The sequence below is a fragment of the Nonomuraea roseoviolacea subsp. carminata genome, from assembly GCF_024172185.1.
Lineage (GTDB): Bacteria > Actinomycetota > Actinomycetes > Streptosporangiales > Streptosporangiaceae > Nonomuraea > Nonomuraea roseoviolacea.
In genome coordinates, this window is record NZ_JAMZEC010000001.1 from 1,820,449 (window position 1) to 1,834,238 (window position 13,790).

Annotated in this window: 13 protein-coding genes; 8 read left to right on the plus strand and 5 right to left on the minus strand. The window is 74.8% G+C overall.

The genetic code is table 11. The features are described 5' to 3' along the window. Window positions 1–49: 49 nt before the first annotated feature. Window positions 50–613 carry a TetR/AcrR family transcriptional regulator gene (locus HD595_RS08225; protein ID WP_253767175.1) on the minus strand — a complete coding sequence of 188 codons (564 nt, stop codon included), beginning with the start codon at window positions 611–613 and terminating at the stop codon, window positions 50–52. A 170-nt stretch (window positions 614–783) separates the two neighbouring features. Between HD595_RS08225 and HD595_RS08230 the strand changes: the two genes are divergently transcribed. After that, a complete protein-coding gene (locus HD595_RS08230) occupies window positions 784–1,218 on the plus strand; it encodes a DUF6463 family protein (protein ID WP_253767177.1) in 435 nt (144 codons plus the stop codon). On the opposite strand, the gene HD595_RS08235 is transcribed toward HD595_RS08230, so the two are convergent. Together HD595_RS08235 and HD595_RS46665 are read right to left on the minus strand one after the other, a co-directional pair. Beyond that, the gene (locus HD595_RS08235) at window positions 1,215–1,583 is read right to left on the minus strand and encodes a nucleotide pyrophosphohydrolase (RefSeq protein WP_253767179.1); all 369 of its coding nucleotides are present in this window, start codon (window positions 1,581–1,583) and stop codon (window positions 1,215–1,217) included. The two genes, HD595_RS08230 and HD595_RS08235, sit on opposite strands and share 4 nt — an antisense overlap. Window positions 1,584–1,686: 103 nt before the next feature. Continuing rightward, window positions 1,687–4,515: a CHAT domain-containing protein gene (locus tag HD595_RS46665; protein WP_253767181.1), complete on the minus strand. Its 2,829-nt coding sequence runs from the start codon at window positions 4,513–4,515 to the stop codon at window positions 1,687–1,689. A 168-nt stretch (window positions 4,516–4,683) separates the two neighbouring features. Between HD595_RS46665 and HD595_RS08245 the strand changes: the two genes are divergently transcribed. The 3 genes from HD595_RS08245 (at window position 4,684) to HD595_RS08255 (ending at window position 7,181) form a co-directional block, all read left to right on the plus strand. Then, window positions 4,684–5,274: an RNA polymerase sigma factor gene (locus tag HD595_RS08245; protein WP_253767183.1), complete on the plus strand. Its 591-nt coding sequence runs from the start codon at window positions 4,684–4,686 to the stop codon at window positions 5,272–5,274. Beyond that, entirely contained in the window at window positions 5,267–5,812 is a 546-nt protein-coding gene (locus tag HD595_RS08250; protein WP_253767185.1) for a hypothetical protein, read from the plus strand. The genes HD595_RS08245 and HD595_RS08250 overlap by 8 nt, the downstream gene beginning before the upstream one ends. Window positions 5,813–5,882: 70 nt before the next feature. After that, window positions 5,883–7,181 (plus strand): S8 family peptidase, encoded by a 1,299-nt coding sequence (locus tag HD595_RS08255; protein ID WP_253767187.1) that lies wholly within the window; start codon window positions 5,883–5,885, stop codon window positions 7,179–7,181. A gap of 186 nt (window positions 7,182–7,367) precedes the next feature. Here HD595_RS08255 and HD595_RS08260 read toward each other — a convergent pair whose 3' ends face one another. Continuing rightward, entirely contained in the window at window positions 7,368–7,805 is a 438-nt protein-coding gene (locus HD595_RS08260; RefSeq protein ID WP_253767189.1) for a DUF1440 domain-containing protein, read from the minus strand. 76 nt (window positions 7,806–7,881) lie between these two features. On the opposite strand from HD595_RS08260, the gene HD595_RS08265 reads away from it, so the two are divergent. After that, window positions 7,882–9,522, plus strand: coding sequence for a serine/threonine-protein kinase (locus tag HD595_RS08265; protein WP_253767190.1), 1,641 nt, complete (start codon window positions 7,882–7,884; stop codon window positions 9,520–9,522). Window positions 9,523–9,566: 44 nt separating this feature from the next. Here the strand turns inward: HD595_RS08265 and HD595_RS08270 are convergent, their stop codons facing one another. Further along, window positions 9,567–10,580 (minus strand): LacI family DNA-binding transcriptional regulator, encoded by a 1,014-nt coding sequence (locus tag HD595_RS08270; protein WP_253767192.1) that lies wholly within the window; start codon window positions 10,578–10,580, stop codon window positions 9,567–9,569. 141 nt (window positions 10,581–10,721) lie between these two features. Here HD595_RS08270 and HD595_RS08275 point away from each other — a divergent pair, with 141 nt between their 5' ends. From HD595_RS08275 to HD595_RS08285, 3 genes are read left to right on the plus strand one after another with little or no spacing between them, the layout of a single operon-like run. Next, window positions 10,722–12,014, plus strand: coding sequence for an extracellular solute-binding protein (locus HD595_RS08275; protein ID WP_253767194.1), 1,293 nt, complete (start codon window positions 10,722–10,724; stop codon window positions 12,012–12,014). After that, entirely contained in the window at window positions 12,011–12,973 is a 963-nt protein-coding gene (locus tag HD595_RS08280) for a carbohydrate ABC transporter permease (RefSeq protein ID WP_253767196.1), read from the plus strand. The genes HD595_RS08275 and HD595_RS08280 overlap by 4 nt, the downstream gene beginning before the upstream one ends. Beyond that, window positions 12,970–13,788, plus strand: a complete 819-nt coding sequence (locus HD595_RS08285) for a carbohydrate ABC transporter permease (protein ID WP_253767198.1) — start codon at window positions 12,970–12,972, stop codon at window positions 13,786–13,788. Before HD595_RS08280 ends, HD595_RS08285 begins: the two co-directional genes overlap by 4 nt. The last annotated feature ends 2 nt before the right edge of the window (window positions 13,789–13,790 follow it).

Here is a 13,790-nt window from a genome sequence, read left to right on the forward strand (position 1 = left end):
CGCCGGATGACACCAGGAGGAGGCCGCCGTCAGCCGTTCCCCGTCGTTCTCACGGGGACGTGCCGAGGGGGGACGCCCCCAGGGCGACGGCGGCGGCCTCCGCGGCGGCCCTGACCAGGCCGTCGAGCCGGTCGTGATCCTCCGCCAGCAGGAACAGCCACGCGAAGACCGGCCCGATCAGCAGCGCGTGCGCGACGGCGGGATCAGGGCGCGACGGGAGCTCTCCCCGGGCGACGGCCCGGTCAAGGACGTCGCTCACGCAGCGCCGCTCGGTCGCCACGAACGAGCCGGTGAACCGTGCCGCCAGCGCCGGATCGGCATGGAGGTCGGCGAACAGCCCCGGGACCACACCCGGCGGGGGCGCGACGAGCCGGGCGGCGATGTCGCCGAGCAGGGCGCCGAGATCGCCCCGGAAGGAGCCGGTGTCGGCGGGCGTCTCCAGATCCAGGCCGTGGACCACCGCCGCGAAGATCATCTCCTGGCGGGTGGCGTAGCGCCGGTAGATGGCCGCCTTGCCCACGCCCGCGCGGGCCGCCACCGCGTCCACGGTGAGGCCGGCGTAGCCGCGCTCGGCGAGGAGCTCGCGCGCCGCCTCCGCCACGGCCCGGTCCACGCGGTCCTCACGCGGGCGTCCCGTCCGGCCCCCATGCGGCCGTCCCGTCGGTCCCTCACGCGGTCCCCGCTGACGCCCCTCTCCCGGTCGCCCGGCTGGCTGCTCCACGCGGGCAGTGTACGAGACCCCCGGCGGGCGACCGGGGCACCGATGTGCCAACATACGAAACCATGAGTTCCGTAAAACCGGTGAGAGGCGTCGTCTGGGCCGGGGGCGTCATCGTGTTCCTGGCCTGCGCCCACACGCTGGTCACGCTGGCCGTGAGCGCCCGGCACATCCCCTCGTGGCTCCAGGGCGGGATGTGGGCTCCGGACCTGTTCGCCACCCTCGCCGCTCCGCCGCCGGTCACGGGCGCGTTCTGGATCTCGTGGGGCAGCTTCGGCGTGCCGCTGGGGCTCCTCGGCGCGCTCGTCGTCCGCATGGGGCGGGCCGGGCAGGTGCCGCCGCTGTACGTGCCGTGCGGCATCACGGCGTGGTGCCTGGTGGCGGCGGTGTGCTTCGAGCCGTCGCCGTTCGCCACGGCGGCGATCCCGTCGATCATGCTGATGCTCGCCTGGCGCAGGCGGCGCGCGGAGACGGGGACGGCCGTCGCCCGCGTCGGTTAGCGTCCGGTGTCGGGCGGCGGCTTGGGCGCCTTCCTGGCCGATCCGCGGTAGAGCGCGGGGTCGTAGCGGTGCTCGTTCTCGTCCAGTTTGGCCCGGGCCGCCTCGACCAGGTCGATCCCGAGGACGTCGGCCAGCCGCACCAGGTAGGCCGTCACGTCGCCGAGCTCGCCGCGGACCCGGTCGAGCGCGGCGGGGTCGAGGCTCGCCGACTCGTCCGGCGTGAGCCACTGGAACTCGGCCACCAGCTCGCCGGCCTCGCCGGCCAGGGCCATCGCGAGGTTCTTCGGGGTGTGGAACTGCTCCCAGTCGCGGGCCCGGGCGAACGCGCGCAGCCGCGCGGCCAGGTCCTCCAGCTCGGTGCTCACGTGCGCCGACCCTACCCCCCTCGCCGCCCAGAGGACTCTCCTCACCTCCCGGAAGGCCCTCCCCGCCGCCCGGGAGACCTTCCTTACCGCCCGGAACGTCCGGTCATGTGCCCGGCGGGTCCAGGCGGACGTCCGCGCCGACGCAGACGAAACCCGCCGAGGCCCCCGGCAGGTCGCCCGAGACCTCCCGCTGCGCCTCGGCCAGCGCCGTGGCGGCGGAGTGCCCGGCGGCCAGCAGGCGGTGCAGGGCCACCATGGGCGAGGCCGTCTCGGCGTCCGGCACGGGCACGACCGAGGCGATGACCGTACGGGCGCCGTGGGCGAGGAAGGTGGCGCTCAGCCCCAGCAGCTCGTCCCCGGCGCGGACGATGGACCGGCCGCTCTCGCACGCCGCCAGCACCACGACGCGCGGGGCGCGGCGCAGCCGTTCCAGGTCGTAGAGGGTGAGCGGGCCGTCCGACAGGTGCAGCGAGGAGAACAGCGGATGGGCGGCGTGCAGCCGGCCGTGCGCCGCCAGGTGCGCGAGCCGCGCCCCGTCGAGACCCGCGAGGACGTGCTCCGCTCCGGCGTCGGCCCCGGTGAGCGCGTCCACCCCGTGCAGGCGCGCCACCGCCTCGGCCTCCCCCAGCGCCCCCGGCAGCCCGGGCCCCGCCACGACCAGCACGTGCCCGCCCGCCTCGCCGTCGCGGGGAGGAGGGGCGCAGGCGGCGGCGTACCAGAGCGTCGCCGACGGCGAGACGGTCGTCGGCCGGCCGGCGCAGGACGGCAGGATCGACCAGGGCAGCGCCTGCAGCGGCCCCGTGGGGATCACCACGAGCGGCCGGTCGCCGACGGCGGCCGCGAGCGGGCGCAGCAGCGCGGCGTCGAGACGGTCCGCCGCGTGCCGGAGCAGCTCGGCCGCCGCGTCGCGGTTGGCCGCGGACGTGCGGCGGGCCAGGCGGCGCAGCGCGAACGGCACCCGGTCGGCCAGGTCCCTGACCGGCGCGACGGACCCGAGGTGGTGCAGCGACAGCCGGCCGCCCGCGACGGTGACCGCGTGCAGTTCCCCCTCCAGCAGCACGAACTCGACCAGGGCCGCGTCGCCGAGCGCGCCCGCCAGCATGGAGGCGCCCGCCTGCCGGGCCCCGGGCGACGCCGGGCCGCCGGCGGGCAGGCGGCGGTGGTGGTCGCGGATCTCGCGTTCCAGCGCCAGGCGGCGCTGGTCGAGCCGGCCGGTCGGCCGTCCGGCCCGGCGCAGCTCGTTGATCTCCCCCATGACGGACCGCAGGTCGGTGAGCGCCCTGGCCAGGCCGGGGTCGTCGGGCGGGTGGACCGGCGGCATCAGCAGGTGACTGGCCCGCCCCTCCTCCGCCCAGGCCAGCACCGCCTCGGCCCGGCCGCCGCGCAGCGCCACGCCGAGGCCGAGCGCGGCCAGGTCGAGCCGGTACTGGCCGCTGTAGGCGCGCAGGTCGGTCGCGCCCAGCGTGGCGCGGTGCTCGTCCAGCACGCGCAGCCCGGCCCGGGCGGCGGTGGCGGCGCCCCGCTCGTTGCCGCGGGTGAGGCGCAGCAGCGCGGTGGCGTGCCAGGCGCGGGCCCGGGTCAGGGCGGGGCCGCCGAAACGCGGGCGGGCGGCCTGTTCGAGCTGGCGTCGCGCCTGGGCGACCCGGCCGCGCTCCAGGGCCAGGCGGGCGGCGAGCACCCGGGCCTCCACGGCCGCGCCCGGCCATCCCGCCGCGTCCAGCTCGACCGCCGCCCGCTCCAACCGCCCAGGAGCCGGCGCCCGCTCCAACCGCCCGGAAGCCGGCGCCCGCTCCAACCGCCCGGAAGCCGGCGCTCGCTCCAACCGCCCGGAAGCCGGCGCCCGCTCGCCTCCGTCCGCCCGGGCCTGTCCCCCGGCCGCCGGGTCCCCCGCGAGGGAGCGCAGCACCGCGAACCGGGCCAGCGCCGCCCACTCCGGACGGCCCTGCCGGGTGAACTCGGTGACGGCGCGCCGGGCCTCGCGCACGGCCTCGCCGTCGTCCCCCTCCAGCCCCGCCGTACGGGCCAGCAGCAGCCGCACCTCCGGCAGGCCGATCGCCCGGCGCGTCCGCTGGAGCCGGTCCACCGCCTCCCGGGCGGCCAGCCGCGCCTCCGACACCAGGCCCACCGACAGCAGCAGCTCCCCCCGGTCGGCCAGCAGCCAGCCGAGCTGGTGGGTGCCCAGCGCGCGGAAGCGCTCCTCGGCCCGGTCGAAGCAGGCCAGCGCCGCGGGCACGTCGCCGCGCAGGGCGCTCACCCAGCCGAGGTTCAGCCGGACGACGGCCAGGGACAGGTCGAGGTCCAGCGCGGTGCACAGCCCCTCGGCCTCGCGCAGGTCCGACTCGGCGGCGGTCAGCTCCTGCCGGTAGCCGTGCATGACGGCCCGGTTCGACAGCACGCGCTGGAGCCACAGGTGGTCGCCGGTGCGGCGCAGCACCGGGACGGCAGCGCGATAGCCCGCCATGGCGTCCTCCGCGCGCCCGAGATGGTTGAACACGGCCGCCCGCTGCGCCTCGGCGCGGGCCCGCAGGACGCCGTGCAGCACGGGCAGCAGCGCGTCGAGCTCGTCGAGCGCGACCTGCGGCCGGCCGCGCAGGCTGGTGACGAACGCCAGCCGGATGCGCGCCTCCGCGGCCTGCTCGGGCAGCCCCGCCCGCTCGCCGAACCGGATCGCGGCCCGGAAGTGGCGCGCGGCGGTGGTCAGGTCGAGCAGGTGGACCGCCGCCACGCCCAGCGCGCGCTCGGCGGCGGACTCCAGTGCGGCGTCCCCTTCGGCGCGGGCCGCCCTGACGACCCGGGCCGCGACGGGACGCAGCCGCCCGGGGTCCGCCTCGGCCAGCCGCAGCAGCGTCTCGGCCCGGCCGGTGGCGGCGGGCGCCTCGGCGCCGCCGGAAGGGGCGGGCGTCTCGGCGCGGCCGGTGGGGGTCGGCGTCACCCTTCAGGAGTCTGGCCGAACATCGTCCGCCTGTGATGTATCAGCCGGGCGACAGCGCCCTCCACGTGAACGAGAGGCTGTTGCCGTACGGCGACGGAGTCCCGACAATACGAGCTCAGGGAGACGCCGCGCTTCGCCCCGGTGGTCCCTCCGGAGGGGAGGCGCCCCATGCGCGACGACCCGGTCGTCATCGCCCTGGTCACCCGGGCCCGCAAGGGCGACCAGGGCGCGTGGAACGAGCTGGTGGAGCGCTACCTGCCGCTCGTCTGGTCGATCTGCCGCCGCTACCGCCTGTCGCGGCCCGACGCCGACGACGTCGCACAGACCGTCTGCCTGCGCCTGGTCGAGCACCTGGCCGTCCTGCGCGTCCCCGCCGCCCTGCCGGGCTGGCTCGCCGTCACCACGCAGCGCGAATGCGTCCGCCTCCTGCGGGCAGTACGCAGGCGCGAGGTCGCCGAGCAGCCCATGGACGACGACCTCGCCGACGACGACGAGGCCACGGCGATGATCGAGCAGGAGCTGGAGCGGGCGGAGCGCCACGCGGCCTTACGGGCCGCCTTCGCCCAGTTGCCCGCCATGTGCAGGGAACTGCTCACGCTGCTCATGCGCGACCCACCCCTGCCGTACGCGGAGATCGGCCGGCGGCTCGGCACGCCGGTCGGCGGGATCGGGCCGAGACGCGCCCGGTGCCTGGACAGGCTGCGCCAGAGCCCGTACCTGCACGATCACCTCGGCCCGGAAGGCGGCGGTCATGTCTGAGCGGCGGCGGAGCGGCGACCCCGAGAGCCGGCGGGGCGGCGAGCCCGAAAGCCGTCGGGGCGGCGGCGAGCCAGGGCGGTCCGGGGCGTCCTGGAGCGACGAGGAGGTCCTGGCGGAGCTGGCCGTCGCGATGCGGGCGGTCGAGGAGGTGCCGCGGGAGGTCGTCGCGTCGGCGCAGGCGGCGTTCACCTGGCGCTCCATCGACGACGAGCTGGCCCGGCTGGCCTACGACTCCGAGACGGACGGGGAGCGGACGGCCGCGCTCACCCGGTCGGAGTCGGCGCCGCTGCGGGCGCTCACGTTCGTCTGCCAGTCGCTGACGATCGAGCTGGAGGTGGCCGGCGACGCCCTCGTCGGCCAGATCGTGCCGGGCCAGGTGACCGACATCGACGTGCGCGTCCTGTCAGGCGTCACGGCCACGGTGCGCAGCGACGAGGTGGGCGGTTTCACGATCAGGCCCATCCCGGATCACCCGTTCCACCTGCAGTGCCGCACCGGCGACGGGGTCCGGGTGTCGACGAGCTGGATCACTCTCTGACGGAGCGGTGTATCAGGGGACCGCCCGCGCCCTCTCTCCATACGAGCCGCCGTACCGAAGGAGGAACGCCATGCCGTACGCCGAGGGCGCCACGAGGACCGACCGCTACCTCGACGACCAGCTCGTGGCCGAGACCCGGGACGAGGGGCCGGTCCTGGCCGAGCTGGAGGGCTTCCTGGCCGCGCCGCCCGACCGGGATCTCGTGCTCGGCCTGACCAGGGTCCAGGTGGGCGATCTCAGCCGCTTCCCCTTCGACCGGGACCTGGACCAGCGGATGATCGCCGAGGCCCGCGCCGCGGGGCTGCCGCCGGGCGCGCCGCCGCCGAGCGACCTCGACCGGCTGCTGTTCCACCTGCGCGACCGGCTGCGCAACGGCTCCTGGGTGCCGCGCATGGCCAAGGTCCGCATGCACGCCGACGGCCTGCCGTACACGGGCGGACTCGACGGCAACCCGCGGCGGCTGGCCGGCGAGCCCGACGTGGTCATCCCGGCCCGCTCGACCTACCAGGGCCCCCGCGTGCGGGTCGGCATCCTGGACGGCGCCTTCTACCGCCACCCCGCCCTGGCCGGGCACTACCTGGCCGACTCGGCGGCGTTCGGCGAGCAGGAACGCCCCGACCCGCCCGCCACGATGGGGCACGCCGTCCACCTGGCCGGGATCGTGGCCCGGCAGGCGCCCGGGGCCGACATCGTGATCCGCCAGGCGCTGAACGAGGAGAACCAGGTCGACTCGTGGGCGCTGGCCAAGGCGATGGTGCTGTTCAGGGGCGAGGTGGACATCCTGCTCACCGCGCTCGGCGGCACCACCTGGGACGGCAGGGCGCCGTTCGTGCTGGAACGGGCCGAGTCGCGGCTGGGGTGCCTGCACGTGGCCAGCGCCGGCAACTGGGGGCTGCCCGTGACACGGCCGTACCCGAGCCCGACGCGCGACAGCACGATCTACCCGGCCGCCCTGCCCGGAGTGATCGCCGTGGGCGCCCTGGACGAGAAGGGCGAGCGGGCGCCGTACTCCCAGTCGGCGCCGTGGATCAGCCTCATGGCGCCCGGGGAGCACGACGGGTTGTTCCTGCGCCGGGCGTCGCTGGTGGAGCGCAACGCCCAGGGGGTGCTGGTCGTCAGCGCGTACGAGCGGCCCGTGGACTTCGGCGGCTACGCGAGCTGGTCGGGCACGTCGGCCGCCGCGGCGTACGCGACGGGCGCGCTGGCCGCCCTGGTGACGGCCCTGGGCGGGACCGCCCAGGAGGCGGCCGAGACGCTGCTGTCGGGCGACCCCGGGCTGGCGGGGCGGGTTCCGGCGACCGGGGGCATCCGCCGGTACTCGGCGCGGCAGGACGCCTACGCGCCCGAGGCCGCCTCCGCCGCCTACTGACGCGCGGGCATGCCTCCTGACGCGCGGGCACGCCTGCCGACGCCGGGCGCCCCTGCCGCCTGATGGCGAGGGCGCCTCCCCGCCCGGGTCAGGTCAGGTCAGGTTGGGCGCGGTCAGGGCGGGCGCGGTCAGGGCGTCTCGGTCAGGGCGGGCGCGGTCAGGGCGTCTCGGTCAGGGCGGGCGCGGTCAGGGCGTCTCGGTCGCGCGGTGGTCGAGGCGGTTGACGGCGTTCGCCAGGGCCAGGCCGTAGACGACGTGGCCGGCCGCCATCACGGCCTGGCGGCCGGGCCGGTCGCGGTGGGCCGACGGCAGGGTCGTGAGCTTGGGCACCCACCCGGCGTAGCTGGCGTACCAGATCGCCAGCCCGTACAGGACGCCGAGCGGCACCCGCCCCCGGCCGCGGGTCAGTGCGCCGAACAGCGCGCCGGACCCGATCCCGAACGCGAAGTGGGCCACCGTCGCCAGCACCCCCTCCCCCGGCTTGGGCTTGCGCGGGTGACCGGGCAGGATCGCGCGGACGATGCGCTTGGGCGGCTGGTCCCCCATCAGGCCGGCGCGCTGGCCGGCCACCATGACCGTGCTCATCGCCGCCGTGGCGAGGGCTCCGCCGACGGCTCCGTTCACGAGATGTCGCAGCATGCCGTACCGGCTGCCCGGGAGCCTGATCGGGAAACCGGGCCCGCACGCTACGCTTCCGCGGGTGTCGGAAATATCCGTCCCCGGGTACGAGATCCGCGGCGTGCTCGGGCAGGGCGGCTTCGGCGTCGTCTACCGGGCCCAGCAGACGTCGGTGGGCCGCGAGGTCGCGCTCAAGGTCGACAACCGCGTCCTGCTGTCCGAGCGGGACCGGCGCCGCTTCATGCGCGAGGTCACGGCCGCGGGCGCGCTGTCCGGGCACCCGCACGTGGTGCCCGTCTACGACGCCGGGCTGCTGCCGGACGGCCGGCCGTACATGGTGCTGGAGCTGTGCCCCGGCGGGTCGCTCAAGGGACGGCTGCTCGCCCCGGCGGACGCGCGCGACGTCGGCGTCCGGATCGCCGACGCGCTGGCGGCGGCGCACGCCCAGGGCGTGCTGCACCGGGACGTCAAGCCGGCCAACCTCCTGCTCAACCGGTACGGCCGGGTCGCGCTGTCCGACTTCGGGCTGGCCACGATGCCCTCCGGGCCCGGCCTGGACAGCTCGGTCCCGGACAGCTCGGTCACCCGCGAGTCGCTGACGCCCGCCTACGCGCCGCCGGAGGCGTTCGAGCTGGCCGAGCCCACGCCGGCCGCCGACGTCTACTCGCTCGCGGCGACCGTCTACGCGCTCATGTCGGGACGCCCGCCGCGCTTCCCGGAGAGCGGCGTGCCGCATCTGGCGGTGATCCTCGCGCTGCACCGCCTGCCGGTGCCGGACCTGCCGGGGGTGCCGCCGGCGCTGACGGCGGTGCTGCGGCGGGCGCTGGCCTCCGACCCGCGCGAGCGCACCCCGGACGCGGCCGCCCTGCGCGACGAGCTCGCCGCCGTGCCCCTGGGGCCCGCCTCGCCCGCCCACGCCCCGTCCGCCGCCCCCTCCGCAGCCCCGGGACCTTCGTTCCCCGCCGCGCCGCACCTCTCAGGCAGCCGTTCCTCCCCCGCCGCGCCGCACCCCTCAGGCCCCGCGCTCGCCGCCGCGCCGCACCTCTCCAACCCCTCGCTCCCGGCCGCCGAGACGGACGGGCGCGGCCCGGGGCGGCGGCGCGATCCCCGGGAGGGCGACACCGAGGCGCCGGCCCGGCACGGCGTCTCCCGGCTGATCCTGACGCTCGTGACCGTCCTCGCGATCGCCTCGGCGACCGGCGTCGGCGTGCTCGTGTACGACCGCATCGCCGGCGACCCGCCCGCCCGCTCGTCCGTCGCCGATCCGCAGGATGCGGGAACCAGCCGCCCCGAGAAGGGCCCGTTCGGCGATCTGGAGACCTACACCGAGGGCTGCCCGGCGGCGGCCGCGGCGGCCGGAGCGGCGTGCGTGAAGGAGGCCGAGTGCTGGGGCGGCCTCGTCATCATCGCGGGCGACACCACGGCCCGGCGCCTCGGCTGCGAGGAGACGCACTCCTGGGAGACGTACGCGGTGGCGCCGATCCCGGACGACTCCATGAGCTACGACTACCGCGACCTGTCCCGGCACCCCGCGGTGAAGCGGGTGTGCTCGTCACGCGTGCTGCTGGCCTCGCGCAACACCGCCGCGAAGGGCCGGCGGCGGGTGTGGCGGCCGGAGGTGATGCCGCCGTCGGCGGCGCAGTTCACGGCCGGGGCGCGCTTCTACCGGTGCGTGGGCGGCGTGGAGGCCACCGAGGTCAGGCGCGCCTTCTTCCACCGCTGACCCACCGCTGACCCACCGTTGACCCCGGATGCCCGTACGGCGCGTCAGGGACGCAGCGGCGCGGTGCTCTCGCGGACGATCAGCTCCGTGGCCAGCTCCACGCGCCGCGACTCCGGCAGCTCGCCCCGTCCCATCGCGAGCACCGTGCGGGTGGCCAGCGCGGCCATCTCCTGCAACGGCTGGCGGACGGTGGTCAGCGGCGGCCAGGCCGAACGGGCGAGCGGCAGGTCGTCGAAGCCGACCACGCTGAGGTCCTCCGGCACCCGCAGGCCGCGCTGCCGGGCGGCCTCGAACACGCCGAACGCCTGCAGGTCGCTGCCCGCGAAGATGGCTGTGGGCGGGTCGTCGAGCGACAGCAGGGCGTGGCCGTTGTCGTGGCCGGAGTCGACGAGGAAGGTGCCGCGCCGGATCAGCTCGGGCGCGACCGGCATGCCGGCGGTCTCCAGGGCGGCGCGGTAGCCGTCGATGCGGGCCTGGCTGCACAGCATGTCGGCGGGACCGCTGATCATGGCGATGCGGCGGTGGCCGAGCTCGACGAGGTGGCGGGTGGCGGCCAGGCCGCCGTTCCAGTTGGTGGCGCCGACCGAGACGACGCCGGGCGCCGGCTCCCCCTCGGGATCGACGACCACGAACGGCAGCGAGCGGGCGCGGAGCTGATCCTGCACCCCGGTAGACAGGCGTGAGGCGACGATGACGACGCCGTCGGTGCGGCGGCCGGCCAGGCGCTCCATCCAGTCGCGGCCGGGTCCGGCGTGGGTGTGCAGGACGGACATGACCAGGCTGGCCCCGGCCTCGTGGGCGGCGCTCTCGGCGCCCCGGACGATCTCCATGGCCCACGGCGACTCGATCTCGGCGAAGACGAGGTCGACGAGCCCGGCGGGGGTGTCGCCGGTGCTGGCGCGCCGCTGGTAGCCGTGCTGCTGGAGCAGCCGCTCGACGCGGGAGCGGGTCGCGGGCGCGACCTCGGGACGGCCGTTGATGACCTTGGAGACCGTGGGGATGGACACCCCGGCCTCCTCGGCTATCAGGGCGATCGTCACCCGTCTCTTCGCTGACATGGGTCCACAGTGTACCGAAAGTTTCGGCGGAGCGCCGCTCCTGTTGCTGCTATTGACGCGTAACAGCCCGTTTACCTATGCTCCGGTCAGCGAAATTATCGGGGGGTCTGACGAAACTTTCGGCCTGAGGAGAGAACCCCTATGGGAGGACGCGGTTTCCTGCTGATCGCGACGGCCGTACTCGTCGCCGGATGCGGTGGCGGCGGAGGCGGAGGCGGCGCGACCGAGCCGAAGCAGAGCCAGGCGGGCTCACCGGCCAAGGTGACGGTCGAGCTGTGGCACCTGTCGACCACCGAGCCGATGAAGACGATCATGGCTGAACGGGCCAAGGAGTTCATGGCCAAGCACCCCAACGTCACCATCAAGGCCACCGTCCTCGAGAACGAGGCGTACAAGTCGAAGATCACGACCCTCACCCAGTCCGGCAAGGCGCCCGACGTCTTCGCCACGTGGGGCGGCGGGGTCCTCAAGCAGCAGATCGACGCGGACCTGGTCAAGGACCTCTCCGCCGACGTCGCCCCGATCCTCGGCGGCTTCACCAAGGCGTCGCTGGCCGCCTACCAGTTCGACGGCAAGACCTACGGCCTGCCGACCGACATCGGCATGGTCGGCTTCTGGTACAACAAGAAGCTCTTCGCCAAGGCCGGCATCCAGCAGCCGCCCGCCACCTGGGCCGAGCTCCTCGACGACGTCAAGAAGCTCAAGGCGGCCGGCACCACCCCGATCGCGCTGGCCGGCAAGGAGAAGTGGCCGGGCCACTACTACTGGGCCTACCTGGCCATGCGCATCGGCGGCGTGCCGGCGCTCCAGCAGGCCGCGACCGACAAGAACTTCACCACCCCCGACTTCGTGGCCGCCGGGCAGCAGCTCAAGGCGCTGGCCGACCTCCAGCCGTTCCAGAAGGGCTTCCTCGGCGCCGGCTACTCCACCCCCGACGGGCAGTCCGCGAGCGTCTCCAACGGCAAGGCAGCCATGGAGCTGATGGGCCAGTGGGCGCCGGCCGTGCAGAAGTCGTCGGGCAAGGGCCTCGGCGACGACCTCGGCTTCTTCCCCTTCCCGGCGGTCGACGGCGGCAAGGGCGCGGTCACCGACGCGTTCGGCGGTGGCGGCGGCCTGGCCGTGGGCGCGGACGCGCCGCCGGAGGCGGTGGAGTTCGTCAAGTTCTTCGACGAGATGGCCAACCACAGCAGGGCCGTCGAGAAGGGCGGCGTGCTGCCCGTGCTCCAGGGCGAGGAGAGCGCCGTCAAGGACCCGAACCTCAAGGTCGTCGCGGAGTCCCTGGCGAAGGCGACCGGCTTCCAGCTCTACCTCGACCAGGCGTACCCGCCCGCGGTCGGCGCGGAGGTGAACGACAGCGTCGCCCAGCTCATCGCGGGCACCAAGACGCCGCAGCAGGTCGCCGAGGCCGTCACGGAAGTGGCCAAGAGCGAATGACGACGCTCACGCGCGGGCGGCAGGCGCCCGCGCCCGCGGCCCGCGCCCGGCCGCCACGGCGCAGGCGCCGGCCCTGGATGACCATCACGCTGTTCGTGCTGCCGGCCCTGGTGCTGTTCCTGCTGCTGGTCGTCGCGCCGATCGCGGTCGCGCTGTACGCCAGCGCGTTCAAGTGGAACGGCTTCGGCGGCCTGCCGACGAACTTCGTCGGCTGGGACAACTTCACCCGGCTCTTCGGCACCGAGGTCTTCCGGCAGGACGTCTGGCACCTGGGCGTGATCATCCTGCTGTCGCTGGGCGTGCAGCTTCCGTTTTCGCTGGCCATCGCCATGCTGCTGCACCGGCGGGTGCGCGGGCGGGCCGTCTACCGGCTGGTGTTCTTCGCGCCGTACGTGCTGTCGGAGGTCATCACCGGCGTGCTGTTCTCGCTGCTCCTGTCGCCGGACGCCGGGCTGGCCAACCAGCTCCTCGGCGCGTTCGGGTTGGAGTCGGCGTGGCTGGCCGACACGGGCACCGTGCTGCCGTCGGTGTTCCTCGTCATGACGTGGAAGTACTTCGGCTTCCACATGATGATCTACCTGGCGGGGCGGCAGAACATCCCCGAGGAGCTGATCGAGGCCGCGCAGATCGACGGCGCCACGCCGTGGCGGGTGTTCCGCCACGTCACGCTGCCGCTGCTCGGCCCCACGATCCGGATCAGCGTCTTCCTGTCCGTCATCTACACGATCCAGCTCTTCGACCTGGTGTGGATCCTCACCGAGGGCGGCCCGTCGCACGCCTCGGAGACCATGGCGGTCACGATGATGGAGTTCGGCTTCGGCCGCAACCAGGTGGGCTACGCCAGCGCGATCAGCGTGGTGATGTTCGGGCTGAGCCTCGTCTTCGCGCTGGTCTACCAGCGGTTCGTGATGCGCCGCGACCTGGAGGGCGCGGCGACGTCGATGGGAGACCACCGGTGAGACGCACGACCCTTCCCCTGCACGCGGTCGCCTGGATCGTGGGCGCGTTCATCCTCGTGCCGATCGTGTACGCGCTGCTCGGCGGCTTCAAGAGCACCGACCAGCTCTCCACCAACCCGTTCGGCCTGCCCGACCCGTGGGTGACGGAGAACTACACGCAGGTGCTCGGCTCGGGTTCGTTCTGGCGGCAGCTCTGGAACAGCACGTTCATCGCGGTGGCGACCACGGCGATCGTGGTGCTGCTGTCGGCGATGGCGGCCTACGTGTTCGCCCGCTTCGCCTTCCGGGGGCGTGAGCTGCTGTTCACGGTCTTCACCGTGGGGCTGATGTTCCCGTTCGCGGTGGCCATCCTGCCGATCTTCGTGATGCTGCGCACCCTCGGCCTGCTCGACAACCCGCTCGGGGTGATCCTCACGCAGGCCGCGTTCGGGCTGCCGCTGACGATCATCATCCTGCGCGGCTTCTTCCGCAGCGTCCCCGGCGAGATCGAGGAGGCCGCCACCATCGACGGCTGCACGCCGTTCGGGTTCTTCTGGCGGATCCTGCTGCCGATGGCCCGCCCGGCGCTGGCCACCGTCTCGGTGCTGGCCGTCGTCGGGAGCTGGAACAACTTCATGCTGCCGCTGGTGGTCTTCAGCGACGAGGCGGCGTGGACGCTGCCGCTGGGCGTCCAGCAGTTCCAGGGCCAGTACACCTCGGACATCGCGCGGGTGCTCGCCTACCTGGTGCTGGCCATGCTGCCGGCGCTGGGCTTCTACGCCGTCGCCGAGCGGCACCTCATCGGCGGACTGACCGCGGGAGCGACGAAAGGGTGACC

Coding starts and splice junctions, on each gene's coding strand:
- HD595_RS08230 (WP_253767177.1), top strand. CDS start 784: ATGAGTTCCGTAAAACCGGTGAGAGGCGTCGTCTGGGCCGGGGGCGTC.
- HD595_RS08245 (WP_253767183.1), top strand. CDS start 4,684: ATGCGCGACGACCCGGTCGTCATCGCCCTGGTCACCCGGGCCCGCAAG.
- HD595_RS08250 (WP_253767185.1), top strand. CDS start 5,267: ATGTCTGAGCGGCGGCGGAGCGGCGACCCCGAGAGCCGGCGGGGCGGC.
- HD595_RS08255 (WP_253767187.1), top strand. CDS start 5,883: ATGCCGTACGCCGAGGGCGCCACGAGGACCGACCGCTACCTCGACGAC.
- HD595_RS08270 (WP_253767192.1), bottom strand. CDS start 10,580: ATGTCAGCGAAGAGACGGGTGACGATCGCCCTGATAGCCGAGGAGGCC.
- HD595_RS08275 (WP_253767194.1), top strand. CDS start 10,722: ATGGGAGGACGCGGTTTCCTGCTGATCGCGACGGCCGTACTCGTCGCC.
- HD595_RS08280 (WP_253767196.1), top strand. CDS start 12,011: ATGACGACGCTCACGCGCGGGCGGCAGGCGCCCGCGCCCGCGGCCCGC.